The 26368-nt window shown below is 33.4% G+C and carries 25 protein-coding genes; 16 read left to right on the top strand and 9 right to left on the bottom strand.

Annotation, left to right across the window (positions count from 1 at the left end; all coding sequences use genetic code 11):
- Positions 1-3 precede the first annotated feature (3 nt).
- On the bottom strand, positions 4-771 hold the full coding sequence (locus PMI10_RS16950; RefSeq protein ID WP_007810263.1) for a diphthine--ammonia ligase: 768 nt from the start codon (positions 769-771) through the stop codon (positions 4-6).
- Between the two features lie 62 nt (positions 772-833).
- Here PMI10_RS16950 and PMI10_RS16945 point away from each other — a divergent pair, with 62 nt between their 5' ends.
- The 3 genes from PMI10_RS16945 to PMI10_RS16935 all read left to right on the top strand — a co-directional run bounded on the left by PMI10_RS16945 (position 834) and on the right by PMI10_RS16935 (position 4570).
- Complete coding sequence (locus PMI10_RS16945; RefSeq protein WP_007810262.1) at positions 834-1496, top strand: transposase; 663 nt, start codon at positions 834-836, stop codon at positions 1494-1496.
- Positions 1493-3553, top strand: coding sequence for a M1 family metallopeptidase (locus PMI10_RS16940; RefSeq protein ID WP_007810260.1), 2061 nt, complete (start codon positions 1493-1495; stop codon positions 3551-3553). The genes PMI10_RS16945 and PMI10_RS16940 overlap by 4 nt, the downstream gene beginning before the upstream one ends.
- Before the next feature lie 111 nt (positions 3554-3664).
- The gene (locus PMI10_RS16935) at positions 3665-4570 is read left to right on the top strand and encodes a patatin-like phospholipase family protein (RefSeq protein WP_007810259.1); all 906 of its coding nucleotides are present in this window, start codon (positions 3665-3667) and stop codon (positions 4568-4570) included.
- A gap of 59 nt (positions 4571-4629) precedes the next feature.
- Here PMI10_RS16935 and PMI10_RS16930 read toward each other — a convergent pair whose 3' ends face one another.
- Entirely contained in the window at positions 4630-5151 is a 522-nt protein-coding gene (locus PMI10_RS16930) for a DUF7935 family protein (protein ID WP_007810258.1), read from the bottom strand.
- 123 nt (positions 5152-5274) lie between these two features.
- Between PMI10_RS16930 and PMI10_RS16925 the strand changes: the two genes are divergently transcribed.
- The 5 genes from PMI10_RS16925 (at position 5275) to PMI10_RS16905 (ending at position 12739) form a co-directional block, all read left to right on the top strand.
- The gene (locus PMI10_RS16925) at positions 5275-6045 is read left to right on the top strand and encodes a sulfite exporter TauE/SafE family protein (RefSeq protein WP_007810257.1); all 771 of its coding nucleotides are present in this window, start codon (positions 5275-5277) and stop codon (positions 6043-6045) included.
- Positions 6046-6382: 337 nt separating this feature from the next.
- Entirely contained in the window at positions 6383-9055 is a 2673-nt protein-coding gene (locus PMI10_RS21755) for an InlB B-repeat-containing protein (protein WP_007810256.1), read from the top strand.
- 198 nt (positions 9056-9253) lie between these two features.
- Positions 9254-11590, top strand: coding sequence for an ATP-dependent helicase (locus PMI10_RS16915; protein WP_007810255.1), 2337 nt, complete (start codon positions 9254-9256; stop codon positions 11588-11590).
- 122 nt (positions 11591-11712) lie between these two features.
- On the top strand, positions 11713-12000 hold the full coding sequence (locus PMI10_RS16910) for a GIY-YIG nuclease family protein (protein ID WP_007810254.1): 288 nt from the start codon (positions 11713-11715) through the stop codon (positions 11998-12000).
- 118 nt (positions 12001-12118) lie between these two features.
- Positions 12119-12739, top strand: a complete 621-nt coding sequence (locus PMI10_RS16905) for an L-threonylcarbamoyladenylate synthase (protein WP_007810250.1) — start codon at positions 12119-12121, stop codon at positions 12737-12739.
- Positions 12740-12910: 171 nt separating this feature from the next.
- Here PMI10_RS16905 and PMI10_RS16900 read toward each other — a convergent pair whose 3' ends face one another.
- The 3 genes from PMI10_RS16900 to PMI10_RS16890 are packed head-to-tail and all read right to left on the bottom strand — an operon-like array spanning position 12911 to position 15270.
- Positions 12911-13744, bottom strand: coding sequence for an OmpA/MotB family protein (locus PMI10_RS16900; RefSeq protein WP_007810248.1), 834 nt, complete (start codon positions 13742-13744; stop codon positions 12911-12913).
- A gap of 35 nt (positions 13745-13779) precedes the next feature.
- The gene (locus tag PMI10_RS16895; protein WP_007810246.1) at positions 13780-14799 is read right to left on the bottom strand and encodes a glycosyltransferase family 2 protein; all 1020 of its coding nucleotides are present in this window, start codon (positions 14797-14799) and stop codon (positions 13780-13782) included.
- Between the two features lie 18 nt (positions 14800-14817).
- A complete protein-coding gene (locus tag PMI10_RS16890) occupies positions 14818-15270 on the bottom strand; it encodes a type I restriction enzyme HsdR N-terminal domain-containing protein (protein WP_007810244.1) in 453 nt (150 codons plus the stop codon).
- A 63-nt stretch (positions 15271-15333) separates the two neighbouring features.
- Between PMI10_RS16890 and holA the strand changes: the two genes are divergently transcribed.
- From holA to ettA, 3 genes are all read left to right on the top strand, one after another.
- The gene (holA, locus tag PMI10_RS16885; protein WP_007810242.1) at positions 15334-16338 is read left to right on the top strand and encodes a DNA polymerase III subunit delta; all 1005 of its coding nucleotides are present in this window, start codon (positions 15334-15336) and stop codon (positions 16336-16338) included.
- Between the two features lie 67 nt (positions 16339-16405).
- Positions 16406-16588, top strand: coding sequence for a CAL67264 family membrane protein (locus PMI10_RS16880; protein WP_007810240.1), 183 nt, complete (start codon positions 16406-16408; stop codon positions 16586-16588).
- Positions 16589-16669: 81 nt separating this feature from the next.
- Positions 16670-18361 carry an energy-dependent translational throttle protein EttA gene (gene ettA, locus PMI10_RS16875; protein WP_007810239.1) on the top strand — a complete coding sequence of 564 codons (1692 nt, stop codon included), beginning with the start codon at positions 16670-16672 and terminating at the stop codon, positions 18359-18361.
- 183 nt (positions 18362-18544) lie between these two features.
- Here ettA and PMI10_RS16870 read toward each other — a convergent pair whose 3' ends face one another.
- From PMI10_RS16870 to PMI10_RS16860, 3 genes are all read right to left on the bottom strand, one after another.
- Positions 18545-18988, bottom strand: a complete 444-nt coding sequence (locus tag PMI10_RS16870) for a thiol-disulfide oxidoreductase DCC family protein (RefSeq protein WP_050992460.1) — start codon at positions 18986-18988, stop codon at positions 18545-18547.
- 196 nt (positions 18989-19184) lie between these two features.
- Complete coding sequence (locus PMI10_RS22420; protein WP_007810237.1) at positions 19185-19355, bottom strand: GIY-YIG nuclease family protein; 171 nt, start codon at positions 19353-19355, stop codon at positions 19185-19187.
- Positions 19356-19485: 130 nt separating this feature from the next.
- The gene (locus PMI10_RS16860) at positions 19486-21651 is read right to left on the bottom strand and encodes an endonuclease MutS2 (protein WP_007810236.1); all 2166 of its coding nucleotides are present in this window, start codon (positions 21649-21651) and stop codon (positions 19486-19488) included.
- 133 nt (positions 21652-21784) lie between these two features.
- Between PMI10_RS16860 and PMI10_RS16855 the strand changes: the two genes are divergently transcribed.
- The 4 genes from PMI10_RS16855 to PMI10_RS16840 all read left to right on the top strand — a co-directional run bounded on the left by PMI10_RS16855 (position 21785) and on the right by PMI10_RS16840 (position 25014).
- Positions 21785-22450 carry a uracil-DNA glycosylase gene (locus PMI10_RS16855; protein WP_007810235.1) on the top strand — a complete coding sequence of 222 codons (666 nt, stop codon included), beginning with the start codon at positions 21785-21787 and terminating at the stop codon, positions 22448-22450.
- 105 nt (positions 22451-22555) lie between these two features.
- On the top strand, positions 22556-23734 hold the full coding sequence (locus tag PMI10_RS16850) for an AIR synthase related protein (RefSeq protein ID WP_007810234.1): 1179 nt from the start codon (positions 22556-22558) through the stop codon (positions 23732-23734).
- Between the two features lie 193 nt (positions 23735-23927).
- Complete coding sequence (locus tag PMI10_RS16845) at positions 23928-24284, top strand: hypothetical protein (protein WP_007810233.1); 357 nt, start codon at positions 23928-23930, stop codon at positions 24282-24284.
- Between the two features lie 121 nt (positions 24285-24405).
- Entirely contained in the window at positions 24406-25014 is a 609-nt protein-coding gene (locus PMI10_RS16840; protein WP_007810232.1) for a GNAT family N-acetyltransferase, read from the top strand.
- A 145-nt stretch (positions 25015-25159) separates the two neighbouring features.
- Here the strand turns inward: PMI10_RS16840 and PMI10_RS16835 are convergent, their stop codons facing one another.
- Positions 25160-25783 carry a M949_RS01915 family surface polysaccharide biosynthesis protein gene (locus PMI10_RS16835; protein ID WP_007810230.1) on the bottom strand — a complete coding sequence of 208 codons (624 nt, stop codon included), beginning with the start codon at positions 25781-25783 and terminating at the stop codon, positions 25160-25162.
- Positions 25784-25914: 131 nt separating this feature from the next.
- Between PMI10_RS16835 and PMI10_RS16830 the strand changes: the two genes are divergently transcribed.
- The gene (locus PMI10_RS16830) at positions 25915-26358 is read left to right on the top strand and encodes a hypothetical protein (protein WP_007810228.1); all 444 of its coding nucleotides are present in this window, start codon (positions 25915-25917) and stop codon (positions 26356-26358) included.
- The last annotated feature ends 10 nt before the right edge of the window (positions 26359-26368 follow it).

The raw sequence follows: 26368 nt of genomic DNA, 5'->3' as shown, positions 1-26368 counted from the left end.
AATTTAATTAGCAATTAAGTCTATATACCAAAAGCCATAATCAAAAGCATCCGTTTCGTTTGTATCACAAGCCGTATTGCTGGATTCGGTTTTTGGTTTTTCATATTTGCGATATACAGTTTCACCAACCTCAAAATTAATTGGTTCAGAGAAAATAGGACCATCAAAAGTAAAGGTATGAAATTCACCGTTTTCACCACAAACATCTACATTTTCCGGTAAATCATTAATAAAAGACTGATCGATTATTCGCCCGACAAAACTTTTGTCAAGAAAACGCTCATTTACACAAACCACGATTGTTTTAAATCCTAAATTAATAAATTCCTGAATCAAATCGTACGTTGGAATTTTCCAAATCGGAAAAATACCTTCAAAACCAATTTGTGCTAATTTATCCTCACGGTATTTTCGCAGATCCTCGAGAAAAATATCTCCAAAAACAGAATGGGTAATGCCTTGTTCTTTTAATTCGGTTAAGGTTTTAGTCATCACATTTTCATATACTTCCATGGTTGGCATTTCCGGAATCTGCATAATTTTTAAAGGCAGACCAATGCTTTTTGCCTGGGCTTTGAGCAGCTCTACACGTACGCCATGCATAGAAATGCGCTGAAATTGCTGATTGACACTCGTCAATAAATATTCAATTTTAAATTCAGGGTTTTGAAGGATTTTGTATAAGGCCAGAGCAGAATCTTTTCCGCTGCTCCAGTTAAATAAGGCTTTTTTGGGTGTTGACACGATCATATAATTTTCTAATGTAAACATACAAATTTCATTCGATTTGTTGATGAAACCTTTGTAACTTTGAATTTCTTATACGCCGAAAAATGACTTTATATCAGGATAAATTTAAAATTGATTCAAAAAGATTGAAAAACTGGGATTATTCAGGCGAAGCAGTTTATTTCATTACCATCGTTACTAAAAACAGAAAATGTATTTTTGGATCTGTTATAGATGATGAAATAATTTTAAATGATAATGGTCAAATTATAGAAAATGAGCTTTTAAAATCAATTAAAATTCGTAAAAATTGGTTTTTTCATAATTGGGTTGTTATGCCAAATCATATTCATTTGTTGATTGAAATTCAGAACAGGAATATTTTATTCAATGAATCTAATATACACACGCATAATGTAGAGGCGCACAGCAGTGCGTCTACGCCCGGCATATCCATGTCGACAAACGTTTCGGAGGAGACGCACTGCTGTGCGCCTCTACAGGAAAACCAAAACCAATTGGAATCAAAATTATCCCGAAAACCGAATTCGATTTCATCCTTCGTTGCTATTTTTAAATCAGTCACGACAAAACAAATTAATGATATTTATAAAGATGCACAGCAGTGCGTCTCTACCAAAATTTGGCAAACGAATTATCATGATCATATTGTTCGTAATTACAATACATTTGATAAAATTTATCAATACATAAAAACCAATCCGGGAAACTGGGAAATGGATTCTATAAATTCTAATTTTCAATGAAATACATCCTATTATTTATTACCAGCTTTGTTTTTGCTCAGCAAACTCAATTTGTAGATTTTAAATCAGTTACCGGACAATTGATATTAAACGCTAAGGAAAAATCAGTTTCCGGCTCAGTAGATTATCAATTTGAAGTTCTGAAACCTCTCGATACGATAAAAATTGATGCTAAAAACATGGAGTTTTCCCATGTTCAAATAGATAATAAGGATGCTGTTTTTCTGAATACGGGTAAGCAATTACAAATTGTTTATAATTTTCAAAAAGGTAAAAATCATTTAAGTTTTGAATATGTGGCAAAACCAAAGCAGGCTTTATATTTTGTTGCTATTGAAAATTCTGAAGTACAAATCTGGACGCAGGGACAGGGAAAATATACCAGCAATTGGTTTCCGAGTTTTGATGATGTGAATGAAAAATTGATTTTTAGTTTAGGGATTACTTATGATAAAGAGTATCAGGTTGTTTCGAATGGCATTTTAGAAGAAAAAATTAAAAAAGAGAATAATCTGCATTGGCAATATAAAATGCAAAAGCCAATGAGTTCCTATTTATTGATGCTTGCCATTGGAAAATTTGATAAAAAAGAATTCAAATCAAAATCTAAAATTCCGTTAGAATATTATTTAGAAAATAAAGATACAGATCGTTTTGAACCAACATATCGCTATTCTAAACGCATTTTTGATTTTTTGGAAAAAGAAATAGGAGTGAAGTACCCTTGGAAAATATACAGGCAAATTCCGGTTCGTGATTTCCTTTATGCAGGAATGGAAAATACGACTACGACACTTTTTGCCACAAGATATGTAGTTGATTCTATTGGTTTTGAAGATCGAAATTATACTAATGTTGATGCCCACGAATTGGCACATCATTGGTTTGGAGATCTGATTACTGCCGAAAGCAGTACGCATCATTGGCTTCAGGAAGGCTTCGCAACCTATTATGCGTTACTTGCCGAAAGGGATATTTATGGTGATGATTATTTTTATTCGAAATTATATGAAACCGCCCAACAAATAAAATTTGCTTCACGATCTGATAATATTCCGGTTTTAAACGCAAAAGCCAGTTCTCTTACTTTTTATGAAAAAGGCGCCTGGGCATTATTTGTTTTGCATGAATCAATAGGCGATAAAGCGTTTAAAAAAGCAATAAAAAACTATCTGAAAAAATACGCTTATCAAACCGTAAATACTCAGGATTTCTTTGATGAAATTAAAAAAGTATCCAGTTTTGATCTGGTTCAGTTTCAGAAAACATGGCTGGAATCTACTGCTTTTGATACGGCAACAGCAAATACTTTATTGAGTAAAAATAAAGCAATTCAGGTACGTTTAGAAGTTGATAAATTGAAAAAAACACCTTTGGCGGAGAAAAATGATTTCTTTATTAAAACATTAAATTCGGACATTTATAGTGGCGTAAAAACGGCTATTCTTGATCAATTGGAAGATGAAAAATACGAAGCAAAAAAGCAATTACTGCTTTTAGCTTTAAAAACAAACAATGTCAAGGTTCGTCAGGCTGTTGCAGAGACTTTGACAAAAATTCCGGAAGATTTCAGAGTTGAATATGAAGCATTGCTTGAAGATAAATCCTATCAGACACAAGAAATTGCATTGTATTGGTTGTGGAAAAATTTTCCGGATCATCAGGCAGAATATTTAAACAAATCAAAAAACAGAATTGGTTTTAACGACTATAATCTTCGCACTTTATGGCTTTCATTGGCTTTATCAACACCAGATTACAGTGATACCCCGGAATCTTTAATCTCTGAACTGATTGCTTTTTCTTCAGCAAAATACGAAGCTACGACCCGACAAAATGCACTGGAAAAGTTAATTGCTTTTAAAATAATAAATGATCAGGTACTGACGAATTTGGTGAAAGCGACCACACATCATATGTGGCAGTTTTCAAAATTTGGAAGAGATACAATTCGGCTCCTAATAAAAAATACTGAAATGCGTGCTTCATTTGAAAGAATTTTGATTAATTTGAACCCCGATGAACAATTTCAATTGAGTCGTTTATTAAAAGAGTGAAAAAATAGAATATATAGAAAACAGAACATAATACATAATATGTGTCTATTTTCTTTTCTCTTTATTCTTTTTCTCTTTTCCCAAATCATGAACAAAACCTAACAATTATCTATGAGAGCATTGGTTATTTCCGGTGGTGGCAGTAAAGGCGCATTTGCCGGCGGTGTTGCGCAATATTTATTAGAAGTTAAAAAACATCAATACAATTTGTTTTTAGGAACTTCTACCGGAAGTCTTTTAATTCCACATTTGGCACTTGGAAATGTTGAGAAAATCCACTGGGTTTACACCAATGTCAGTATGAGTAAAATTTTTAATATTTGTCCTTTTGTTGTCAAAGTTAAGGATGGTGTTGATATCGTTACGATTAACCACTTTAATGTCTTACTTCAATTTTTTAAGGGAAAAAGAACTTTTGGAGAAAGTAAAGGCTTGCGGAAATACATCAGGAATAATTTTACACTTTCAGATTTCAATAAATTAAAAAAGCTAAAAAAAGATGTTGTAATTACTGTCACTAATTTTACAAAAAACGAAGCTGAGTATAAATCGATTAAAGATTGTACATATGAAGAATTTTGTGATTGGTCCTGGATATCCAGTAATTATGTTCCATTTATGAGTTTGGTCAATAAAAACAATAATGAATATGGAGATGGCGGATTTTCGAGCCTGGTTCCTATCCGTGAAGCGATCAATCGTGGTGCTACTGAAATAGATGTAATTATTCTGGAAACTGAAGTCAATATGGATAAAACAGTTATTGGTAAAAACCCATTTTCATTGATGATTGATTTGTTCCGAATTGCCCTGGACCAGGTTGAAAAACACGATATTGCTATAGGAAAACTGATGGCAAGCAATAAGAATGTAAAACTTAATTTATACTACACTCCAACAAAACTGACAAATAATGCTTTGATTTTTAATAAAGAAGTAATGAAAACATGGTGGGAGCAAGGCTATGAGTATGCTCAGAATAAATCTGAAATTATGAGTGATAATAAGATAGGTTAAAGATTTTAGAATGTAGATTTTAGATTCAAAACCTACATTCTAAAATCTAAAAATTAAAGCTACCACAAATCAGCAACCTCATTTTTAATATATCCCAAAGCTGCATTGCTTGGTGATTGTTTCTCTAATAAATCATTCAAAATTACTTCACGTAATTTATCAGCACTGTCAACGCGATCGTTCATCGCAGTTTTACGAATAATTTGTATGGTTGAATTTTTTGCTGTAGTAATAATTGTCCAGCATTCATCAGACATATAAATCTGCTGTGTCAGATTGTGCTCAAACTCCTGTTCGATTTGGTCGATTACAAAGTTTTCATAATCATGTTTTTCGTTTGAAATCGGAGCAATTCTAATTAATAATTTAGTTAAATTAATGCGCTCTAAATATAAAGTCATACGCTCGTATGCCTGTAAACGTATTGGCAACGATTCTTTATGAGCTTCTCTGTTTAATAAAAAATTACGTTTTTTATCATTGTTTTTAATGTGCAGTTCAAAAAAACTGTAAGCTACAAATCCGGTAACTATGGCTGGTAAAGTATAACTTGCCAATTCTATAATTCTTGTAAAATCCATTTTAATAATTTTTCAACAAAAATATACTTTTTGGGGAGAAATTCACTTTAAATTTATTGTAATAAATAAAATGTAAACTTACTTTTGTGAGCAATTCTCAAAACTAACTGAAACCCATCATAAATGGAATCATACATCATCCTTTTGCTTTGTCTGGCCGCATTTGCTGCCGGGTTTATTGATGCAATAGTTGGTGGTGGAGGGTTGATTCAGACTCCAATGGGATTGATTTTGTTACCTAACCTGCCTGTTTCTACAGTTATTGGGACTTTAAAAATACCTGCATTCAGCGGAACATCTTTTGCTGCTTTTCAATATTTGAAAAAAGTTGTAATTCAATGGAAATTATTATTGATTATGATGTTTTTAGCAGTTCCATCGGCATTTTTAGGTTCTACAATATTGACTTATGTAAGTAATGATTTTATGAAACCGTTATTACTGGTAGTTTTATCTATTTTAGCAATTTACACCTATGCCAAGAAAAATTTCGGACAGCACGTTGCCAAAGATCATTCTGCTGCTACTCAGATAATTTATGCGGTTGTCATTAGTATAATTGTTGGTTTTTATGACGGATTTATTGGCCCCGGAACAGGAAGCTTTTTTGTTGTTGCCTTTATTGCTTTAATGGGTTTTGATTTTTTGCATGCTTCAGCAAATGCTAAAATGGTCAATTTGGCAACGAACTTCGGTTCTATCTGTTTGTTTATTTCGAAAGGAAAAATAATTTGGACAATTGCTTTGCCTATGGCAGCAAGTAACGCTTTGGGCGGTTGGTTAGGTGCTAAACTGGCTATAAATAAAGGAAACGGTTTTATTAGGGTTTTCTTTTTGATTGTTGTAATCGGTACTCTTCTTCGTTTTGCATATGATGTATTTTACAAATTATAAAAATACATTTTCTACATAAATTTCATTTTTTTCCAGGTTCTTCAAATGGTAATTATTTTATGTCATCGATTACAATTGATAGAATTTTCGGGCTTTTACTACGCTTATTGAGAATTTAATAATTACATATCGTCCTATTTTTTAATTAAATTTTTTAATTTTTAAAGTTTTTTTAACGTTTTATTGGTTATTGTCGGAAAAAATACATATTTTTGTGTAATCGATTACATATTATGATGCATTGTATGTTTTTGATTTTAATAATGAGTTCCAATAATTGAATATAATTTCAAAATAAATTATAATTACTAACTAACCACAAAAAACCTTTATTAAAATGAAAAAAAAATTAACCAGTTTTTTCGGTGCATTGTTGTTTTTTCCACTTTGCATGTTTTCACAAATTTATGTCTCCCCAACAGGTGCCGCCGGTAATCCGGGTACCTTAGCAAGTCCCACTACAGTAGCAAATGCTATAACAACAGTTAGTCCGGGACAAACCATCTATATGCGAGGCGGTACATATTCGATAGCTTCCACAATTTTGATTGCCAGAGCAAATAGTGGAACGGCAGGAAATCTTAAGCGTATAGAAGCTTATAATGGCGAAATACCGATTCTTGATTTTTCAGCACAAACAGAAAGTGCTTCCAACAGAGGTATTGTTTTAGATGGTCTTTATTGGTATTTTAAAGGTATTACCATTAGAAATGCAGGTGACAATGGTATGCTTCTTTCAGGTAATAACAATACTATTGACAATTGTATTTTTGAAAAAAACAGAGATACAGGTCTTCAGTTAAGCAGGTATACGACAAGTTATACTTCAATCAGTCAATGGCCTTCCAATAATTTAATTCTGAATTGTGAAGCCTTTGACAATAAGGATGCAGGTTCAGAAAATGCAGATGGTTTTGCTGCAAAACTTACCTGTGGTGAGGGCAATATATTTAGAGGATGTATTTCTCATAACAATATTGATGATGGCTGGGATTTATATACTAAAACAGATACGGGACCAATCGGAATTATTTTATTTGAAAATTGTGTAGCTTATAATAATGGAACATTAACCACTAGCGGAACTTCCGGAAGTGGAGATAAAAATGGTTTCAAATTAGGAGGAGAAGGTATTGCAGTAAATCATATTTTGCGTCGTTGTGTTTCTTTTGGGAACGGACAACATGGTTTTACGGACAATAATAACTTAGGTTCTATCGAGATGTCTAATAATACCTCTTATAATAATGCCGAAAGTAATTTTAATTTCAGAACAGGTGGAACCCATCAATTCAGAAACAATTTGTCCTACAACTCAGGCAGCAGTGATAAAAAAACGGGAACTGATGTAGGAAATTCTAATGTATGGTGGATAAATAATGTTAGTACAAATGGTGGAGCACTTGTTGTAAGTAGTGCTGATTTTGTTACTTTAACCCCAACAGTTACTAAAAATACTGATGGAAGTCCTAATTTAGGGAATTTTTTAGCGCTAAGTACATCTAGTGATTTAATAAATGCGGGTGTTACTGCTACCGGAATTACTTTTAACGGTACAGCTCCTGATCTTGGGGCAATAGAATCCGGAGGGACAGCAGTTACTAATTATACACTTACAACCACAGCAAATCCAACGGCAGGCGGCAGTATTGCACGCAGTCCTAATGCGACATCTTATGCTGCAGGAACTGTTGTAACACTTACTGCAACACCTGCATCCGGTTATACATTTACGAGCTGGAGTAATGGAGCAACAACTGCATCTACCACAGTTACCATGAATGCGAACACAACAATTACTGCAAATTTTACTGCAGCAACAGCTTCTTATACTTTGACTACTACGGCTAGTCCGACAGCAGGGGGAAGTATCAGTCGTAGCCCTAATGCGACATCTTATGCTGCAGGAACTGTTGTAACACTTACTGCAACACCGGCATCTGGCTATACATTTACGAGCTGGAGTAACGGAGCAACAACTGCATCTACCACAGTTACCATGAATGCGAACACAACAATTACTGCAAATTTTACTGCAGCAACCACTTCTTATACTTTAACTACTACGGCTAGTCCAACAGCGGGAGGCAGTATCAGCCGTAGTCCAAATGCAACAAGTTATGCCAGCGGAACAGTAGTAACTCTTACTGCCACACCGGCATCCGGATATACATTTGCAAGTTGGAGTAACGGAGCAACAACTGCATCAACTACAGTTACTATGAATGCAAATACAACAATTACGGCAACTTTTAATCCGGTGACTAGTGGTAATACTACTTTAAGAATTGACGATAATGCAATAATTGCAAGTGGATATTGTGGTGCTGATGGATCTATTCAAAACAGTTATACAGGTGCTGATGGTGGTTACTACATCAATCTTTCTAATTCGGCTGCAAAAGGAATAGATTATTCAGTTAATGTACCTTCAGCAGGAACATATACAATTAAATTCAGATATGCTAATGGTAGCAGCTCTTCGGCTACGGTAGCCAAAGTAGTCGTAAACGGTACTACAGCTATTGCAAGTTTAGGATTTCCCAAAACAGCTAGTTGGACAACTTGGGCAACTACAACAGATGCAACTATAACATTAGTAAGCGGAATAAACAGAATAAGATTAGAAACAACCGTAAGCTCTGAATTTGCTAACATTGATTGGTTAGAAATAACTGGAAATTCTCCAACAGCAGCCAGTTGCAGCAGTTCAGGTAAATCGACTTTGTCTAATGCTGCTATAGCAGAAACTATTTCTGTTTCTGAAGCAGTTGTTTCACCAAACCCTGCTGTAAATACTATTAAGTTAATAGTTACCACAACTGAGGCAAAAGAAGCAAGTATCACATTGTCTAATATCAATGGGCAAATACTTCTTTCGAAAAAACAAGTATTAGAAAGTGGGCAAAACGTAATCGCAGTTAATGAAAGTGCAATTGCTGCCGGTTTATATATCTTAACTGTTCAATCAGCAGATATTCAAAAAACAATAAAAGTAATCATGAAATAAAATAGGTTATACTGCCTTTTAATTAAGAAGCCACTTCAATAAAATGAAGTGGTTTTTTAATTTATATTATGGATGAAAAAATTATTCGGACGAAAAAAATATTTTTACTGCAATTTTTCTGTTTGAGGCAAGTTTGATTTTTAAAGAAGTAAATTTCTAAGAGTTAAATTCTTATTTTTGCATAAAAGGAAAAAATTCATGCATAAATATATTGACCAGCTCAACGAAGCACAAAGAGAACCTGTTTTACAAAAAGATGGGCCAATGATTATTATTGCTGGTGCAGGATCTGGAAAAACACGTGTTTTAACTATCAGAATTGCTTATTTAATGCATCAGGGTGTTGATGCATTTAATATATTGTCATTAACATTTACAAACAAAGCAGCACGTGAGATGAAAAGCCGTATTTCGGCTATTGTTGGGGCCAGCGAAGCAAAAAACTTGTGGATGGGAACCTTTCATTCTGTTTTTGCACGTATTCTCCGTTCAGAATCAGAGCATCTGGGATATCCTTCAAACTTTACCATTTATGATTCGCAGGATTCTGCCAGATTGATTTCTTCTATTATTAAAGAAATGCAATTAGATCGTGATATTTATAAACCTAAGCAGGTATTAGGACGTATTTCAAGTTATAAGAACAGTTTGATCACTGTAAAAGCATATTTTAATAATCCCGAATTACAGGAGGCTGATGCTATGGCAAAAAAGCCAAGATTGGGAGAGATTTACCAGCAATATGTAGAACGTTGTTTTAAAGCCGGAGCAATGGATTTTGATGATTTATTATTAAAAACCAATGAATTATTAACTCGTTTTCCGGAAGTTTTAGCTAAATATCAAAACCGTTTTCGCTATATTCTGGTTGATGAGTACCAGGATACAAACCATTCTCAGTATTTGATTGTCAGGGCTTTATCAGATAAATTTCAGAATATTTGTGTCGTTGGTGATGATGCGCAGAGTATTTATGCTTTTCGTGGAGCGAACATCAATAATATTTTGAATTTCCAGAAGGATTATGAAGGCGTAAAAACCTTTAGATTAGAGCAAAATTATCGTTCAACCCGAAATATTGTTGAAGCAGCGAATACTATTATTGATAAAAATAAAACCAAACTGGATAAAATTGTCTGGACAGCAAATGATTTTGGTCCAAAAATAAAAATACACCGCAGTTTAACAGATGCCGAAGAAGGCCGTTTTGTTGCCAGTACTATTTTTGAGCAAAAAATGCAAAATCAATTGCACAATGGCTCTTTTGCAATTTTATATCGTACCAATGCCCAATCCCGTGCAATGGAGGATGCATTGAGAAAACGTGATATTCCATACCGAATCTATGGAGGTTTGTCTTTTTATCAGCGAAAAGAAATTAAGGATGTTTTGTGTTACCTGCGTTTAGTGATTAATCCAAAAGATGAAGAAGCATTGGTCCGCGTAATTAATTATCCGGCAAGAGGAATTGGAGACACAACAGTAGAGAAGCTAACTATTGCAGCCAACCATTACAAGCGTTCGATTTGGGAAATAATGGTGAATATTGACAAGATTGACTTGAAACTGAATTCAGGAACGAAGAATAAATTAAATGATTTTGTGACCATGATTCAGAGTTTTCAGGTAATTAACGAAAATCAGGATGCTTTTTATATTACAGATCATGTTGCAAAAAAAACAGGTTTGGTTCAGGAGCTTAAAAAAGATGCTACTCCCGAAGGGATGGCGAAAATTCAGAATATCGAAGAGCTTTTAAATGGTATTAAAGATTTTACTGAAGGGCAGAAAGAAATTGATGGTGCAAGAGGAGCTTTATCTGAATTTATGGAAGATGTGGCACTGGCTACTGACCTTGATAAGGATACAAGTGATGAGGATCGTGTAGCCTTAATGACAATTCACTTAGCAAAAGGACTTGAATTTCCTCATGTTTTTGTTGTAGGTATGGAAGAAGATTTGTTTCCGAGTGCTATGAGTATGAGCACAAGAAGTGAATTGGAGGAAGAGCGTCGTTTATTTTATGTAGCGCTAACGCGTGCAGAACATCAGGCGTATTTAACATATGCACAGTCACGTTACCGCTGGGGAAAACTGACAGATAGTGAACCATCACGTTTTATTGAGGAAATCGATGGACAATATTTAGAATATTTAACGCCTACAGAAAATAACTACCGTTATAAACCAATGATTGACAGTGATATTTTTGGAGATATTGACAAATCAAAATTGCGATTAGCAAAACCAGTCGGAGGGACACCTCCAAAATATATTACAGATAATGAGCCTAAACCGGATTTAAATATTCGTAAATTAAAGCCAGTTACAGGGACTAACCCAAATAGCGTTGCTCCTAATTTATTTGACAGTAAGTTAACTGTTGGAAATGTAGTGATGCATGAACGTTTTGGAAAAGGGGAAGTAATCAATCTGGAAGGTGTTGGAGCGGATAAAAAAGCCGAAATTAAATTTGAAGTTGGAGGAATTAAAAAACTATTATTACGATTTGCCAAGCTGGATGTAGTTGGGTAATAAAATTTGTTTTAAGTTGTACCTTATTGCGTCAGTTCGAGTGTTTTTTGTGGAGAGGAACGGAACAAAAAATGTATCGAGAACAGTCGTAACAGAAAAATATTATTGTGGAAAATTAATTTATGAAACAGTCTTTTGTTTATATCTTAAAATGTGCTGATAACTCTTATTATACGGGAGTAACTAGTAATTTGACTCAAAGATTTTTTCAGCATGAAACAGGTTTCTACCCTGATTGTTATACAGCCAATAAAAGACCTGTCGAACTTGTTTATTACTGTGAATTTACAGATATTACATTTGCAATAGATATAGAGAAAAAAATAAAAAAATGGTCAAGAGCAAAAAAAGAGGCATTGATTAATGAACAATATGATAAACTACCTAATTTAGCAAAGAAAAAGTTTTAAATTATTTAAAGTAGCTAAGTCAATATGGTCTGTTTGCTTCTCGATACAATTTTTAATAATAAAGCTATCGCATTATTATTAAAAATCACTCGAAGTGACGGTCTAAAAAAACATAAAAATGTCAGAATTTATAAAAATATACCCGGATAAACCCAGTGAAGCAGCGATTGCAAAAGTGGTTAAAGTACTCCAAAACGGAGGTTTGGTAATTTATCCAACAGATACCGTTTATGGATTGGGTTGCGATATTACAAATTCTCGTGCGTTAGAAAGAATTGCAAAGATTAAAGGAGTAAAATTAGAGAAAGCAAATTTCTCCTTTATTTGTCATGATTTGAGTAATTTATCTGATTATGTACGTCAAATTGATACGGCAACTTTTAAAATTTTAAAAAGAGCTTTGCCAGGGCCATACACTTTTATTTTACCGGGAAATAATAATTTGCCAAAAGAGTTTAAAAAGAAAACTACTGTTGGTATTCGTGTTCCTGATAATAATATTGCTTTAGAAATTGTTCGTCAGTTGGGAAACCCTATTGTTTCAACTTCTATTCGTGATGAAGATGATGTAATTGAGTATACAACAGATCCTGAATTGATTTTTGAGAAATGGCAAAACCTGGTTGATCTTGTTATTGACGGTGGCTACGGAGATAATGTCGGCTCTACGATTATTGATTTATCAGAGCATGAGCCTGTAATTGTAAGAGAAGGAAAAGGGGATATTGATATTTTGTAAAAAAAAACTTAAACTATTAACTGCTTTAAAAAATATTATTTGTAACTTTATTGTTAGTTAAAATTTAGTTAGTTAATTAAACAATATTATCCCTAATTTGATTTTAGGGATAGTAAAAAAGCAGGTCAATTGACCTGCTTTTTCTTTGTAATAAGTAAGAGAATAATAAAATTATTGTTGTTGTTTTTTCATCTCTTTTTCAATCATATCATAAAATTGATCGATTTTTGGCATAACAACAATACGCGTTCTTCTGTTACGGGATTTATTGTCCGGTGTATCATTTGCTACTAAAGGCACGTATGAACTTCTTCCGGCAGCAATTAATTTTGCAGGATTAACTCCTAAGTCATTTGTTAAAACACGTACGATAGAAGTAGAACGTTTTACGCTTAAATCCCAGTTGTCTAATAAAACTCCGTTGCTTTTGTATGGAACATTATCAGTATGACCTTCAACCATACATTCAAAATCAGGTTTGTCATTTACAACTTTAGCAACTTTAGCCAAAACATTTTTTGCTTGGTCACTTACATCATAACTGCCACTTTTAAATAATAATTTATCAGCGATAGAGATAAATACAACTCCTTTTTCAACATTGATTTCGATATCCGGGTCATTGATTCCAACAGCACCTTTTAAACTGGTAACCAATGCTAATGTTACACTGTCTTTCTTAGTAAGTGCATCTTGAAGTCTAGATATTTTAAGATCTTTCTCTTTTAGACTTTCTAATGATTTTTCAAGGTTTTCTGCTCCTTTAGTTGTTAAAACCGTTAAATCTTTAGAACTGTTTATTAAGTCTTGATTATGCTCTTTATAACTTGCAGCAGTTGCTGCCAATCCAGCTTTTTCTTCCAAACAAGCATTTAATTTTACAGTACAAGAATTTAATAAATCCTGGGTCTCTTTGTTTTTGGCTTCCAATTCGGCATATTTCTTTTTAGAAACACACGAAGTTAAGGCCATTAATACGGATAGTGCAATTACTATTTTTCTCATAAATGTTAAATTTAATTTAGACGTTGATTACAAATTTAGTTTTTAATATTTTGATTACTGTTAAAGATTTCTTTAAAAACAACCAATTTTTTTATATAATACATGAAAACGATACTTCTCACAGTATAGTATTTTTGCATTTGAAAATCTTTTCTTTTTCTTAAATATATTAGCGAAATACAATAGAACGAAAAATGTGCATGAAGAACAGCGAAGGTATGCTTGAATTTCCCCTGTGTTAAAAATCGGATACCGGCAATGCCATCTAAAATCATTCTGAAGAAAATTATAAAAAATAATCCTTTTTTAGGAAGATTTTTAACCATCATCAACAATGAATTTCTGAAATTTAAATAAGTCTTTTTAGGATTTCCCTGCTGCAGAGTTGCACCTCCAACGTGATAAACGACTGATTGTGAATTGTATTTAATAGTATGTCCTTCGTTTAAAGCACGCCAGCATAAATCAATTTCTTCCTGATGCGCAAAAAACGATTCATCAAATCCTTCTAATTCATCATAAACTTCTTTCCTGATAAAAAAGCAAGCTCCTGAAGCCCAGTATATTTCACAATTGTCATCATATTGACCATTGTCTTTTTCTATGGTATCAAAAATTCGACCCCGACAAAATGGATAGCCATATTTATCAATGAATCCTCCGGCAGCTCCTGCGTATTCAAAATATTCTTTATTTTTAAAATCAAGAATTTTAGGCTGAATAATAACTGTGTTTTTTTCGCTGTCAAAGGTTTCAATAATCGGCTTTAACCAATTTTCGGTTACTTCAATATCCGAATTAACTAAGGCATAAATTTCAGCATCAACTTCTTTTAAAGCATCATTGTAACCTTTGGCGAAACCATGGTTACCAGTATTTTTAATGATTTTAACTGTTGGGAAATTCTGCTGAACGAAATTTACAGAATCATCTGTTGAAGCATTATCGGCTACATATATAGTAGCATCTTGAGAAAATTGAATTACTGATGGCAAAAATTGCTCTAATAATTTTATTCCATTCCAATTTAAAATGACAACTGCAATTTTATCCAAAAGTAATCTTTTTATAATTTAATAAACCTCTTTATAATCTGGTAACGATTTTAAAAACTCATATTTTTCGTTTTCAAAATCCATCTGGCAATAATAATGATTCAGACCGTTTGTTACTTTCAAAAACCGTGCCTGCATTGTCATATTGTAACGGGCAATCTGATCAAATGTTGCCTGCGAAATTTTAACCTCAGGGGCTTTACACTCTACTAATATATGGATAGTACCATCCGGATTGAAGACAACAATATCATATCTTTTTCGTAATCCGTTGACAGTTAAAACTTTCTCTACGTTGATTAAAGATTTTGGGTATTTTTTTTCATTCATTAAATAATGAACAACATGCTGACGAACCCATTCTTCTGGAGTAAGAATGATAAATTTTTTCCTGATTTCATCAAAAATAGACACTTTATTTTCGCTATTTTTGAATCGGAAAGTATAAGTTGGAAAATTTAATTGTTGCATAGAACAAAAATATAAAATAGTTTTTTGTTTCAGGTTTAAACTTGAAACTTAACCTGATATTGAATGGATGAAGTTATAAAAATTGTTAATGATATAAAGGCGGGAAATATAAAACCGATTTATTTTTTAATGGGTGAAGAACCTTATTATATTGACAAATTATCTGAATATATTGAACAGAATGTTCTTTCCGAAGAAGAGAAAGGATTCAATCAAACGGTTTTATACGGAAGAGATGTTTCTGTTGAAGATATTGTTTCAACAGCCAAACGTTATCCTATGATGGCTGATCGTCAGGTTGTTATTGTAAAAGAAGCACAGGATTTATCGAGAACCATTGATAAAATAGAATCTTACGTCAATAATCCGATGGAAACGACGGTTTTGGTTTTTTGTTATAAATACAAAACGCTGGATAAACGTAAAAAAGTCACCAAATTATTGGCTCAGAATGGGATCGTTTATGAAAGTAAAAAATTATACGAAAACCAGGTTGGCGATTGGATAAAGCGTGTTTTGGCCGGAAAAAAATACACAATTGATCCAAAGGCAAACGCCATGCTGGTAGAGTTTTTAGGCACAGACTTAAGTAAAATTAATAATGAACTTGAAAAGCTGCAGATTATTTTGCCACAAGGAACTGTAATTACACCACAGCATATTGAGGAAAATATTGGTTTTAGTAAAGATTATAATGTTTTTGAACTCCGAAAAGCAATTGGCGAACGAAACCAGATCAAGGCTTATAAAATTGCTGAAAATTTTGCCCATAATCCAAAAGAATATCCATTGGTCATGACAACAGGATTGGTTTTTGGTTTTTTTGTGCAGCTTTTAAAATACCATGGACTTAAAGATAAAAATCCTAAAAATGTAGCTGCAGCTATTGGTGTAAACCCTTATTTTTTAAAAGAATATGATTTGGCAGTCAAAAATTACCCTATGCGAAAAGTGAGTCAGATTATCGGAGCATTGAGGGATATTGATGTTAAAAGTAAAGGGGTAGGAGCAAATGCTTTGCCTCAGTCAGATTTGTTAAAAGAAATGCTGTATAAAATATTTAATTAAGCCATGAAAATTCACGATATTTGCATTTCCGAAAAAATTAAACGACGTTAAAATTATTTACACAATTATGGGAATGAATAAAAATACCGTTTTAGGATGGGCGACTTTTATAATGGTACTTATGGGATTGTTACTTATTGGTCTTGGAGCCTTTAGATACAGCGATGTATCAGGTTGGGGATTTGCAGCAACAGGAGTTGGTTTTTTGGCCAATGCCTGGGTTTTTAATGCTTTGAAAGGCAGAGTTTAAAATACTTCAATAACAATTGCAAAAGTCAATTGCAATATATAGGTCAATAAAAAATAATTAATAAAATAAAAAATAAATAGAATGTCAGACGATAAGAAAGTAATTTTCTCAATGCAAAAATTGAGTAAAACCTATCAGGGAGCAGATAAACCTGTACTTAAGAATATCTATTTAAGTTTCTTTTACGGAGCTAAAATTGGTATTTTGGGTCTAAATGGTTCAGGTAAATCATCTCTTTTAAAAATTATAGCAGGCGTTGATAAAAACTATCAGGGAGATGTTGTTTTTCAGCCGGGTTACACTGTTGGTTATTTAGAACAAGAACCTATTCTTGATGATTCAAAAACTGTTATCGAAATTGTTCGTGAAGGTGCTGCCGAGACAATGGCTGTTTTAGAAGAATACAATCAAATCAATGATTTATTTGGTCTTGAGGAAAACTATTCTGACCCGGACAAAATGGATAAATTGATGGATCGTCAGGCGGCTTTACAGGACAAAATTGACGCTCTTGGTGCTTGGGAAATCGATACGAAACTAGAAATTGCCATGGATGCTTTGCGTACACCGGAAGGAGATACGCCAATCAAAAACCTTTCAGGTGGAGAGCGTCGTCGTGTTGCTTTATGTCGTTTGTTATTGCAACAGCCGGATGTATTGCTTTTGGATGAGCCTACCAACCACTTAGATGCTGAATCTGTTCTTTGGTTAGAGCAGCATTTAGCACAATATGCCGGAACTGTAATTGCTGTAACGCACGATAGATATTTCCTTGATAATGTTGCAGGTTGGATTTTAGAGCTGGATAGAGGAGAAGGTATTCCGTGGAAAGGGAATTATTCTTCATGGTTAGACCAAAAATCAAACCGTATGGCGCAGGAAGAAAAAGTAGCTTCTAAACGTAGAAAAACTTTGGAGCGTGAATTAGACTGGGTTCGCCAGGGAGCTAAAGGCCGTCAGACAAAACAAAAAGCACGTTTACAGAACTACGATAAACTATTGAACGAAGACCAAAAACAACTGGATGAAAACTTGGAAATTTATATTCCTAATGGTCCACGTTTAGGAACAAATGTTATTGAAGCCAAAAATGTAGCCAAAGCTTTTGGAGATAAATTACTGTATGATAACTTAAATTTCACTTTGCCACAAGCCGGAATTGTTGGAATCATTGGACCTAACGGTGCAGGTAAATCTACCATTTTCAAAATGATTATGGGCGAGCAAAAAACCGACAGCGGGGAATTTTCAGTTGGAGAAACCGTAAAAATTGCATACGTAGATCAGGCGCATTCTAATATTGATCCAAATAAATCTATTTGGGAAAACTTTGCCGATGGTCAGGAACTAATCATGATGGGTGGAAAACAAGTAAACTCTAGAGCTTATTTGTCACGTTTCAACTTTGGTGGAGGCGAACAAAACAAAAAAGTTTCAATGCTTTCTGGTGGAGAGCGTAACCGTTTACACCTGGCGATGACGTTAAAAGAAGAAGGAAATGTATTGTTACTGGATGAGCCAACCAATGATTTAGATGTAAATACACTTCGTGCATTAGAAGAAGGCTTGGAGAATTTTGCTGGTTGTGCCGTAGTGATTTCGCATGACAGATGGTTTTTGGACAGAATTTGCACACACATTCTGGCTTTTGAAGGAGATTCTGAAGTATATTATTTCGAAGGAGGTTTCTCTGAGTATGAAGAAAATAAAAAGAAACGTTTAGGCGGTGATTTAACTCCAAAACGTTTGAAATACAGAAAATTGATTAGATAATAATCCATTTCTAATAGCAAAAAGCCTCAGATTCATATGAATTTGAGGCTTTCTTATTTGAAGCTGTTTCCTGCTGTCCGCTGTATCTTTTTATTTTTAAAGAAAAAATAAAAAGGATGCCGCTTTCATCAGGGCTAGGGATTTAGTTTTCAAAATAAATTTTAAGGAATAATAATTTTACAATTATAAAAACTTAGCCTTCAATTCAGGAGTTGGAATCATACAGCTTTCTTTTTTGCCATACCATTTGTACCGATTTTTAGCAATATAATCGTAAATGTAATTTCGAATTCTTTCCGGAAGAATTTTAAAAATGGATGCCAAACTATAAATCCCACCTAATTCATTACCAATTTCCAAAACTGCCGAAGATTTATAATAATAAGCAACACCAGGATTGTACAAAACGATGCTGTCAATTTTTGTACGATCAATACCAATATAATTACAAATCTCAATTCCTAATTCTGATTGCAAAGCCACAAATCTAAATATATCTTTTTTATCGTGTTTGATAATAAATTGAACGGAGCTGTCGCATAAATTGCAAACACCATCAAAAAGAATTATTTTTTTATGCTCACCAGTCTTTGCGAGGAACGAAGCAATCTCAGTACGTATTTCCATGTTATTTGTCTTTGCGAGGAACGAAGCAATCACATGCAGTTATCCTCAAGTATATAATTTTTTACTCAGTCATTATATCTTTAATATCTTCAAACAAATCTTTCCAATTAGGGTTCATCGAACGAATTAATTCATTTTTCGTATCTCTTGAGCCCGCTTTAATTTGTTTTTCTCTTGTAATTGCATCTTCAATCAATTAAAATTGCTCGTAAAAAACTAAAATATTTACATTATATCTAGCTGAAAATGACTTAGGATATTTTTTCTCTTTATGTTCTAAAATTCTTTGCGGAAGATTTGAGGTTACACCAGTATAAACAACTGTTTGGTATTTATTAGTGATGATGTAAGTAAATCCTGGTTTCATTTTTTGTTTTTTATTTTGTCATTGCGAGGAACGAAGCAATCACACTTTGATATTCAACCAAAGATTTGCTCATATTATTGTGTTAGCTTCGTTCCTCGCAATGACTTTGTTTACGATAAAAACTAAAAACTTACTTCTTCGCCGCCTCAACCAATTCCAATTCATCCATACTTACTTTCGAAGTAAAAATCCCGTAATTAACAGTTGCTTTGTTTTTTTCAATAGAATCAATACTTCCCACAGATCTTCCGTCCAGCATTCTAACTCTGTCACCAACTTTTAAAATAGGTTTTGGTTTTTCGATAACTGGTTTAAGTTTCTTCTCTTTTTTCTCTTGGCGAATTTCCTCAACCTGAACAGAGACTTCAGCAATAACTTCTTTTTTCTTTTCTATAATTGCTTTGGCTTCTTTTGGAGTTGCTTTTTTACGTTTTGAATTTTCAATTTCAATGATTTTCAAAAACTCTCCAATAAGGTCTTTTTTGTTTTTATTATTGAAATATTTCTCGGCGATATCCTCTATTTTCTGACCAATGTAAATCGTTTTTTGGTTACTGTCGTACAATTCCTGATAGCTTTCCAGTTTCTGTTTGATTTTTACATTGATGTTTTCCATCTTTTTGCTTTCTTCACGTGCCCGGGTTTCTTCTTCTTTTAAATTGATAGAAGTTTTTTCCAGTTTAGAACGTTCTTTCTGAAGTGTTGCGATCGTTTTGTCAAAGCGAACTTTACCGACTTCAATTTTCTTTTTGGCACGATTAATCAATCCAAACGGAATACCATTTTTCAGCGCAACTTCAAAAGTAAACGAACTTCCGGCCTGACCTAAAGCCAGTTTATACATTGGTTCTAATGATTTTTCATCAAACATCATGTTCGCATTGGTTGCAAAAGGCAATTCGTTCGCCAGAATTTTTAAATTCGAATAATGCGTTGTAATAATTCCGAAAGCCTCACGATGGTAAAATTCTTCTAAGAAAATCTCTGCCAAAGCTCCACCTAATTCGGGATCAGAACCTGTACCGAATTCATCAATTAAAAACATGGTTTTCTTATTACACTTTTTAAGGAAATAATTCATGTTTTTTAATCGGTAACTATAAGTACTCAAATGATTTTCGATAGATTGATTATCTCCAATATCGGTTAAAATCCTATCAAACAAGAAAGTTTCACTGCGTTCATGAACCGGAATCAACATACCGGATTGCAACATCAATTGTAATAAACCAACCGTTTTAAGCGAAATTGTTTTTCCTCCGGCATTTGGCCCTGAAATCACAATAATTCGGTTATCCTGTTTTAATTCAATTGTTTGCGGATGTGTAATTTCGTTCTTTTGTTTGTTATTCAAATACAAAATAGGATGATACGCTTCTCTAAAAAACAATCTTCTTTCCTCAGTAATCGTAGGCAATATTCCATTAATTCTATTAGCATATTTCGCTTTTCCTGCAACAACATCAATATCACTTAAAAATTCCTGATATTCGATTAATAATGGTAAATATGGACGAATTGCATTTGATAATTGTTTTAAGATTCTCGTAATTTCTTCTTTTTCCTCATATTCAAGATTGGCTAATTCTCTTGAATATTTCAAAGTAGCTTCAGGCTCAATATAAGCAATACTTCCAGTTTTGGAACTTCCTAAAATGGAGCCTTTTACTTTACGACGATACATTGCTAAAACTGCTAAAACTCTGCGGTTCTGTACAAAACTTTCCTTAATATCGTCCAAATAGCCAAGGCTGTTATATTGTGTCAGGGCAACTCCAAAACTTTGATTTACTTTACCACGAACCAAATTCATATTCTGACGAATACTCAAAAGATCAGGTGAGGCGTTGTCTTTTATTTCACCATATTTATCTACGATAGCATCAATAGTAGTAACAATATCTTTTGTGTATTCAACTCTTGAAGCTCTCGCATTTAAATTCGGATAATAATCATCAAATTTTTTCAGGAAATTCAGCAAGAAATTTGAAGTTGATGAAAGCGTTGCAATTTTTCTAAAACTGCCTACTTCTAAAAAGCTGTCTTCAATTGCTAAAAACTTAATTTCATGCGTGATGGCGTCAAATCCGTGATTCGGAATGGCATTGTTATTTTGAAAAGACGAAACATATTCTGATGTCTGCATCAAAGCCTGCATCAAAGTTTCTTTATCTCTAAAAGGTGTTATTTGTAAAGCTTTTTCTTTTCCAATATCTGTGTTACAACCTGCAGAAATGGTTTCGAGCACTGTTGGAAATTGTAAATCTTGTAATGTTTTTTCGGTAATGCTAATCATTTAATTTCTTTAAAAAAGTACACGCAAAAGTACGAAAATAGAATCATTGAATTCAACTAACTTCAAATCTAAATTTTATGACATGGTAAATATGATTTTACTTAAAAATTTCTGAAATTCGCATAAAAAAATTATGGACGTAAAAATGCATTCTTCCTGGAAGCCAGTTTTAAATGAAGAATTTGAAAAACCATATTTCAACGAATTAATTGCTTTTGTAAAATCTGAATATACTACCAAAATTTGTTATCCAAAGGGCAGTCAGATTTTTTCGGCTTTTGATCACTGTCATTTCGATCAGGTAAAAGTTGTTATTATAGGACAAGACCCGTATCATGGGCCAAATCAGGCAAATGGATTGTGTTTTTCTGTAAATGACGGGATTCCGTTTCCACCATCTCTTTATAATATTTTCAAAGAAATTGAAACTGATTTAGGTAAACCAATTCCTAAGACTGGAAATTTAGAACGTTGGGCAGATCAGGGCGTTTTTCTTTTAAATGCTACTTTAACAGTTCGACAATCTGAAGCCGGAAGCCATCAGGGAAAAGGCTGGGAAAAATTTACAGATGCTGTCATAAAGCAAATTTCTGCTGAAAAGGAAAATGTCGTATTCTTGCTTTGGGGAGGTTTCGCCCAAAAGAAAGCGGCGCTAATAGATGCTTCAAAACATCATATTTTAAAATCCGGTCATCCTTCTCCTTTAAGTGCAAATAGAGGATTTTGGTTCGGTAACAAACATTTTAGTCAGACTAACGCTTTCTTGAAATCAAAAGGACTTAAAGAAATTGAGTGGTAATAATTTAAGTTAGATTGGATTTTTTTGTGAATCAAACTGAGATGAATCACCAAAGAATTAAAAAAAGCGATTATCTTTGCACCACATCAACACAAACTAAGTTTCATGAGTTCAGATTCTAGCAAAAGGTACGCGCAAAGAGGTGTTTCGGCATCAAAAGAAGACGTACACAACGCCATAAAAAATATCGATAAAGGTTTATTTCCTCAAGCATTCTGCAAAATTGTTCCTGATTATTTAACTCAGGATGAAGAACATTGCTTAATTATGCATGCTGACGGAGCCGGTACAAAATCGTCTTTGGCGTATATGTACTGGAAAGAAACCGGAGATATTTCAGTTTGGAAAGGAATTGCTCAGGATGCCTTAATCATGAATATCGACGACTTATTATGTGTTGGCGCAACCGATAATATTTTACTTTCTTCAACCATTGGAAGAAATAAAAACCTGATCCCTGCCGAAGTTATTTCAGCAATCATCAACGGAACAGAAGAATTAATCAACGAATTAAAATCTTTCGGAGTAACCATTCACTCAACAGGCGGAGAAACTGCCGATGTTGGTGATGTTGTTCGTACCATTATTGTAGATTCTACCGTAACAGCTCGTATGAAACGCTCTGATGTTGTAGATAATGCAAACATTAAAGCAGGTGACGTAATCGTTGGTTTGGCTTCTTTTGGTCAGGCAACTTATGAAAAAAGTTATAATGGTGGGATGGGAAGTAACGGATTAACATCTGCACGCCACGATGTTTTCGGGAAATATTTGGCTAAAAAATATCCGGAAAGTTATGATGCCCTTGTTCCTGAAGAACTAATTTATTCAGGTCAGGTAAACTTGACCGATGAAGTTGAAAACAGTCCAATAAACGCGGGTCAACTAGTACTTTCACCAACCAGAACTTACGCACCAATTATTAAGAAAATTTTAGACACCTACACGCCAAATGAAATTCACGGAATGGTGCATTGCAGTGGAGGAGCGCAGACTAAGATTTTACATTTCGTTCAGAACTTACACATTATAAAAGATAATTTATTTCCGGTTCCGCCATTGTTCAAACTGATTCAGGAACAGTCAAAAACCGATTGGAAAGAAATGTATCAGGTTTTCAACTGCGGTCACCGTATGGAAATTTACGTACCTGAAAATATTGCTCAGGATATTATAGAGATTTCAAAATCATTCAATGTCGATGCACAGATCGTTGGTAGGGTAGAAGCTGCAGATTCAAAAAAGCTTACAATTACCAGCGAATACGGTACATTTGAATATTAAAATATAATTTGTCAGGCTGAGCGGAGTCGAAGCCCTTATTTCTTAAAAGATTTCGACTCCACTCTGGATGGCTTTTTTTAAATATATAACAATTAGCTTTTCAGGAGCTAATCCTGCTATCCGCTTTATCTTTTGTGGCGAACCCCGCCACAAAAGGATGTCGCTGCTATCAGGGCTAAAACACCACCTCGTTATGTATGAACTGCTTTTTTGGAGATATTTAGAAGACGTTTACTTAAACCACCACGAAGTTTACGAAGCCTTAGTTGAAAAACAAGAAGTTGAAGGTCTTGAAAAACTCCCTGTAGAAGTAATCCTAAACCGAATTAATTCAGTTTTCTCTTCATGGGAAAAAGTGGATGAAAACAGCTGGAAAAATAATGCAGGAAATGGTGCTTTTCAGGTTATCACTACACCACAAAGCGTCAAAATAGACTGCTACGGAACCGAAGGCAAAACGATGAATAAGTTAGTAGAGTTGCTTGAAGAATTCAAATGCCCTTTATACGACCCACAAGTTCCCGAGCGTTACGACGAAATGAGTGAGTAATTTTTAAGATTTTGTGAATTTAGAAAAGCTATTAACAAAGCATTACAAAAATTCCATAGGAATGACTTATTTTGTAGCAACGGATTAAAATCCGTTGATCATATCCATCAAAATGTTAATTATGAATCCGGAATATAATTTCAATTTTTCAAACAATATTATTTTAGAAGACGATTTGGTTCTTTTGCGTCCTTTGCAGGAATCAGATATAGAAAATTTACTTGAAATCTCAGTCAACGAACCTGAAACCTGGAAATATTCGCTAGTAGGCGCTGATGGAAAAGACAACTTGGTCAATTATATTCAATCAGCTGTAAAAGCAAGAGAAACTCAAAAGGAATTTCCATTTATTGTTTTCGATAAAAAATCTCAAAAATATGCTGGTTCAACACGTTTCTATGATATTCAACTTGAGTATAAAACCCTTCAATTAGGTTATACGTGGTATGGTTCAGCTTTTAGAGGAACGGGACTAAACAAACATTGTAAATATTTATTATTACAATTCGCATTTGAAACTTTAGAAATGGAGCGAGTAGAATTCCGTGCTGATAACAATAACGAACGAAGTATCGCTGCAATGAAAAGCATCGGTTGCAAAGTGGAAGGTGTTTTGCGAAGTCACATGCCAACTGCTGATAAAAATGTACGCCGCGATTCTATTGTTTTAAGTATCTTAAAAGACGAATGGTTTGATAATGTAAAAGAAAATCTAAAGAGTAAGCTTTAGATTAAAAAGAATCTTCGGCTCGGCCAATTTTGTAGGGCTGGATTTTAATCCAGTTTATAGAGATGAAAAATATAAAACAGCCAGTCAATATTAAAATTTCTACAGAAAATTGACATTGATGTTGAATTTTGACATTTAAACGTTGTTATCCGTCTTTTAGTAATATACCTTGGTCCTGTCTTATTTTTTCAATCAATTTATCGATGTAAGTTTTTATTTTTTGAGGGAGCAAACCCCAATTAGTATCTTTTTTGAAACTTCTGCAATCATCTAAGACGCATTCAACTGCCCTAATTACATACTTTTTGTTTTTATAAACAGTTATAATTTTTACACGTCTTATTTCATCATCTTCATTTCGGGAACCATAAACAATTATTGGTTCAACATAACCATCGGTATCAATGTCTTTTGTACTGCAGTATTTTGTCCAAAACCAAATATTGGTTTCTTTAGGATCTGTGTTTTCAAGTAAATCATTGATTCTCCACTTTTCAAGAAAACCACCATGATCGTTCATTCCGCAAATAGCTTGAATTTTTGTATTCAAAGTGTCTTTTTTAGAAATGCTTTTTTGGTTTTCACATAAAACTAAGTTATAGATGCCACCTTTATCTTCATACCCATACGCTTTATAGATTGGAAAATCTGAAAGGCTTTCGAGTTCTCTCTGAATTACTTGTTTCTTATCTAATATATAACTGTTGGTTTTTTGAGCAAACCCCATTATATTATAATAAAGGAATAGAGATAGGATAATTTTTTTCATTTATAAGAATTACTTTGTTTGATCAAAGATATTCAAAAGCTTTTCAGTTTTTAAAATTAATAATAACCTAAACATAGCGGAGTTTGAAAAAAACTTCACGAAATTTGCATTTTAAAAATTAATAAACAGTTATGAAAATAAATCTAAAATCAGGAATTGATAAATTGCTTTTCGGAATGAAGCAAAATGACGTGACAGATGCTTTAGGAAAACCGGATAAGAATTATAAGGACGAGGATGATAATGTGATTTTTGTTTACAATACGCAAAAAATAAGATTAACGTTCTATCAGGAAGAAGATTTGAAATTAGGATATTTGGTTGCTTCCAGTAATGATTTAGAAGTTTTTGGATTCAAACTAATAGGAAGAAAAATTGCAGATGTAAAGAAAGACTTAGCAACTAAAGGAATTACAAAATACAATCAGGAAACTTTTGATACTTTTGAAAACTATTTTAATGAAGATAACTGGTTTATTCTGCAAACCGAATTTGATGAAGTAGTGAAATTTGAAATTGGAGCGATCATTAATGACAAAGACGAATTCGATTGGAAGTTTCCGACTAAGAAATAAACCTTAATAT

Source organism: Flavobacterium sp. CF136, assembly GCF_000282055.1.
In the GTDB taxonomy this organism is placed as follows: Bacteria; Bacteroidota; Bacteroidia; order Flavobacteriales; family Flavobacteriaceae; genus Flavobacterium.
This window is presented reverse-complemented; position numbering and strand designations above follow the sequence as displayed.